Below are 4,506 nucleotides of genomic sequence, written 5' to 3'. Positions count from 1 at the left end.
GTGCCAGGGGAAAGATCGCAGCCTCGTTGCACTCGACAGCTCCTACAGGGGGCAGCCCAACCATTCCTACAGACAAACCCCATCATCTGCATTACAAGAATGAGCCATCAGGTTGGAATCAACCCCGCCCGCCAAAGAAAAACCCGACGCTTTACGTCGGGTTTTTTCGTGGGGACGGCTGCAAGTCCGACGTGCTGATCGTTTACTCGACTTGCGACAGCTTGGCGTCGTCGCAACCGGCAGCACGGCACTCGCGCTCGACAGCTTTGAGAATGACGATACGCGCCTCGGTCTTCTCGTTGGCGCAGTCCAGGTAGAGCAGGCCATCGTTGGAGCAGGCGCTGTCACGATTTTTGATCCACTGGATTTGAGCGGCTTTCACTTTTTTCTTTTGATCCGGGTTCAGGGCACTCATGGTCTTCTTGTATTGATCATTGATGTCCTGATCCGACTGAACCATTTTCAGCGACGCGCAATAGGTCCTGTCATAGGCGTTTCTAGGGTTGTCGCAACTCATCGCAGAGGCCGATGCTGATGCCATTGCCAGCAATGTCCCAACCAACAAAGACTTGATCACTTACTTCTCTCCCTGAATGCCCTCTATTGATTAGAGGTCGCGGCGGGGAATTTATCATGAGGGTCGTGGAACAATGAAGCAGAACTGCAACGCCCTCCGCCTTCCTTCATTAACATTCCAAGCAAAAAAAACGGACCTGCATTCCCACGCAGCCCCGTTTTTTTTCACACCCAATCAGCTCAAAACGCCGGCAAAACCGCCCCTTTGTACTTCTCAAGAATAAAAGCCTTCACTTCCGGCGTATGCAAAGCCGCCACCAGCTTCTTCATCGCCTCACTGTCCTTGTCATCCTCACGAGCCACCAGGATGTTCACATAAGGCGAGTCGTTACCTTCGATCACCAGCGCATCCTTGGAAGGATCAAGCTTGGCCTCCAACGCATAGTTGGTATTGATCAACGCCAAATCCACCTGAGTCAGCACCCGCGGAATGGTCGCCGCTTCCAGCTCACGGAATTTCAGATCCTTTGGGTTCTCAACGATGTCCTTGGTAGTGGACAGGATGTTGCCCGAGTCCTTCAGCTTGATAATCCCAGCCTTAGCCAGCAACAACAGCGCACGGCCGCCATTGGTAGCGTCGTTCGGGATCACCACGTTGGCGCCGCCCGGCAATTCGGTCAGTGCCTTGTACTTGCTGGAGTACGCGCCCAAAGGTTCCAGGTGCACGCCGGCCACGCTCACCAGATGCGTACCCTTGGCCTTGTTGAACTCATCCAGGTACGGCTGGTGTTGGAAGAAGTTGGCGTCCAGGCGCTTTTCCGCAACCTGCACGTTCGGCTGGATGTAGTCGGTGAAGACTTTGACCTTGAGGTCCACGCCTTCCTTCGCCAGTGCCGGTTTGACGAATTCGAGGATTTCCGCGTGCGGGACCGGGGTGGCCGCGACGGTCAAGGTGTCGTTGGCGTGGGCGGAAAACGCTGCGGCGGCAGCGAAGGCAACCAGTAGTTTTTTCATTCAGCTAACTCCTTTTGAGTGCCCGCTTGCGGCGCCTGCTCTCGGCGCCTGCCAGCGAATGGCCGGCTCATGTTTATTGGCACGAGGCCTTATTTTCTAGAAAAATGCACAACCAGTTTGTCGCCCACGGTCTGCAGGACCTGCACCAACACCAGCAGCAACACCACGGTAACGACCATCACGTCGGTCTGGAAACGCTGGTAGCCGAAGCGGATCGCCAGGTCGCCCAGACCACCGGCGCCGACCACACCGGCCATGGCCGTGTAGGACACCAGCGTAATCGCTGTCACCGTAATTGCTGCAAAAATGCCCGGGCGGGCTTCCGGCAGCAAGGCGTTGACGATGATCTGCCGCGTGGTCGCGCCCATGGCTTGGGTCGCTTCGATGATGCCGCGGTCGACTTCGCGCAAGGCGGTTTCCACCAGGCGGGCGAAGAACGGCGTGGCGCCGACCACCAGCGGTGGGATCGCGCCGGCCACGCCCAGGGAGGTGCCGGTGATCAACACTGTGAACGGAATCATCACGATCAACAGGATGATGAACGGCAGCGAGCGCAGGATGTTCACGATCAGCGACAGCAGCGCATAAACGCCGCGGGCTTCGAGCAGTTGGCGCGGGCTGCAGAGAAACAGCAACACGCCCAGGGGCAAGCCGAGCAGGACGGTGAACAGCAGCGAGCCGAACAGCATCAGGAAGGTGTCGCCGGTGGCCAGCCAGATTTCCAGCCAGTCGATGTTTGCAAAAAATTCCATCAGCGCAGCACCTCCATGTGGACATCGGCCGCGGTGAAGCGGGCGAACGCCGCCTCCATGTCACCGCCAGTGATGGCTAGGGTCAGTTGCCCGTAGGGGGTGTCTTTGATGCGGTCGATCCGACCGGCCAGGATGCTGTAGTCCACACCGGTTTCCCGGGCGACGGTGCCGAGCAACGGCGCGTAGGTCGCATCGCCCTGGAACGTCAGACGCACGATGCGCCCTGGCACGTGGGCGAAATCGTCGCGCTGTTCGCTTTCGTCGATCTGCTCGTCTTCCTGGACGAAACGCTTGGTGGTCGGGTGCTTGGGATGCAGGAACACATCAGCCACCGGGCCTTGCTCGACGATTACGCCGGCGTCCATCACCGCCACTTGGTCGCAAACGCGGCGGATCACGTCCATTTCATGGGTGATCAGCACGATGGTCAGCTTCAGCTCGCGGTTGATCTCCGCCAGCAGTTGCAGCACCGAGGCGGTGGTCTGCGGGTCGAGGGCGCTGGTGGCCTCGTCGCACAGCAGGATCTTGGGTTTGGTCGCCAGGGCGCGGGCAATGCCGACGCGCTGCTTCTGGCCGCCGGACAATTGCGCCGGGTATTTGCGGGCGTGGTCGGACAGCCCTACCCGCGCCAGCAATTCAGCGACGCGCTGGTCGATGTCGCTGCGAGACAATTCGCCAGCCAGCGTCAGCGGCAGCGCCACGTTGTCGGCCACGGTCTTGGACGCGAGCAGGTTGAAGTGCTGGAAAATCATCCCGACCTGTTGACGGAAACGGCGCAGGCCGCTGGCGTCCAGGGCGGTGACTTCTTCACCGTCGACGATGATCTTGCCGCCCGTGGAATCTTCCAGGCGATTGATCAGGCGCAGCAGGGTACTTTTTCCTGCACCGGAATGGCCAATCAGGCCGAAGACCTGACCGTTCTCAATCGTCAGACTGGTCGGATGCAGGGCGGGGATATCCCTACCGGCGACTCGGTAGGTTTTATGGACGTCTTGAAACTCGATCACGTAGCGAACCTTGTGGGGCGCGTTGAAAAAGGATCAGCGGTTAGCCGGGCGCGCATTTTAGCCTGTCCGTATAGAGGTTCTTAGCATTTATTTGAGAATGAACCAGCGATTTGGCAATAAGGCGATCAAAGGACAGATAAAAGGAACACAGCGAAACGGCATTGGTCACTCATTAAGCAACTCAAAACATGCCCAGGCACCGTGCCTGGCGCATCGAACTCATGGGTCCTGGCCACGGCGGGGATCGCAACGAGGAGTCATGCCTGATGAGCACTCACAAACCTGCCGCCCCCAGCCAACTGGCCGGGACCGATACCCTGGACCGCAGCAATACCAACGCCAAGCTCGAAAGCCTGGAGCAGTTTCGCTCCGACGCCACTGAGCAGGCGTTGCGCACCAACCAGGGCGTGAAGATCGCTGACAACCAGAACACGCTCCGGGCGGGGGCGCGTGGGCCGTCGCTGCTGGAGGATTTCATCATGCGTGAGAAGATCACGCATTTTGACCACGAACGTATTCCGGAGCGCATCGTCCATGCCCGCGGGACTGGCGCCCATGGCTATTTTCAAAGTTATGAAGCGCATTCGGCGCTGACCAAGGCCGGTTTCCTACAGGACCCGAGCAAGAAAACTCCGGTGTTCGTGCGTTTTTCCACTGTGCAAGGTCCACGGGGTTCCGGTGACACCGTGCGGGACGTGCGTGGCTTTGCGGTGAAGTTCTTCACCGACGAAGGCAACTTCGACCTGGTGGGCAACAACATGCCGGTGTTTTTCATCCAGGACGCAGTGAAGTTTCCGGATTTTGTCCACGCGGTAAAACCCGAGCCCCACAACGAGATTCCTACCGGCGGTTCGGCACATGACACGTTCTGGGATTTTGTCTCCCTGGTGCCGGAATCGGCTCACATGGTGATTTGGGCGATGTCTGACCGGGCCATTCCAAAAAGCCTACGCAGCATGCAGGGTTTCGGGGTGCATACCTTCCGCATGATCAACGCCGAAGGTCAGAGCAGCTTCGTCAAGTTCCACTGGCGACCCAAAGCCGGCACCTGTTCCTTGGTGTGGGACGAAGCCCAGAAACTCGCGGGCAAGGACACCGACTACCACCGTCGCGACCTTTGGGAATCCATCGAGATGGGCGATTACCCGGAATGGGAATTCGGCGTGCAAATCGTTGCCGAGGAAGACGAGCACAAGTTCGACTTCGACCTGCTCGAC

The 4,506-nt window shown here is 58.6% G+C and carries 5 protein-coding genes; 1 reads left to right on the top strand and 4 read right to left on the bottom strand.

The annotated features are described in order from the left end of the window. Positions 1 to 202: 202 nt before the first annotated feature. The 4 genes from OC610_RS21835 to OC610_RS21820 all read right to left on the bottom strand — a co-directional run bounded on the left by OC610_RS21835 (position 203) and on the right by OC610_RS21820 (position 3,289). Positions 203 to 577, bottom strand: coding sequence for a lysozyme inhibitor LprI family protein (locus OC610_RS21835; protein WP_003196186.1), 375 nt, complete (start codon positions 575 to 577; stop codon positions 203 to 205). A gap of 179 nt (positions 578 to 756) precedes the next feature. Next, positions 757 to 1,530, bottom strand: coding sequence for a MetQ/NlpA family ABC transporter substrate-binding protein (locus OC610_RS21830; RefSeq protein ID WP_264430697.1), 774 nt, complete (start codon positions 1,528 to 1,530; stop codon positions 757 to 759). An 89-nt stretch (positions 1,531 to 1,619) separates the two neighbouring features. Next, complete coding sequence (locus OC610_RS21825; protein ID WP_053149304.1) at positions 1,620 to 2,282, bottom strand: methionine ABC transporter permease; 663 nt, start codon at positions 2,280 to 2,282, stop codon at positions 1,620 to 1,622. Beyond that, entirely contained in the window at positions 2,282 to 3,289 is a 1,008-nt protein-coding gene (locus OC610_RS21820) for a methionine ABC transporter ATP-binding protein (RefSeq protein ID WP_264430692.1), read from the bottom strand. The genes OC610_RS21825 and OC610_RS21820 overlap by 1 nt, the downstream gene beginning before the upstream one ends. A 266-nt stretch (positions 3,290 to 3,555) precedes the next feature. Here OC610_RS21820 and OC610_RS21815 point away from each other — a divergent pair. After that, a partial coding sequence (locus tag OC610_RS21815; RefSeq protein ID WP_264430691.1) for a catalase occupies positions 3,556 to 4,506 on the top strand: 951 nt, incomplete at its 3' end.

The sequence above is a fragment of the Pseudomonas agronomica genome (assembly GCF_025917275.1).
GTDB classification, from domain to species: Bacteria; Pseudomonadota; Gammaproteobacteria; order Pseudomonadales; family Pseudomonadaceae; genus Aquipseudomonas; species Aquipseudomonas agronomica.
The sequence above is the reverse complement of the archived record's forward strand: the minus strand, read 5'-3'. Positions and strand labels throughout refer to the sequence as shown.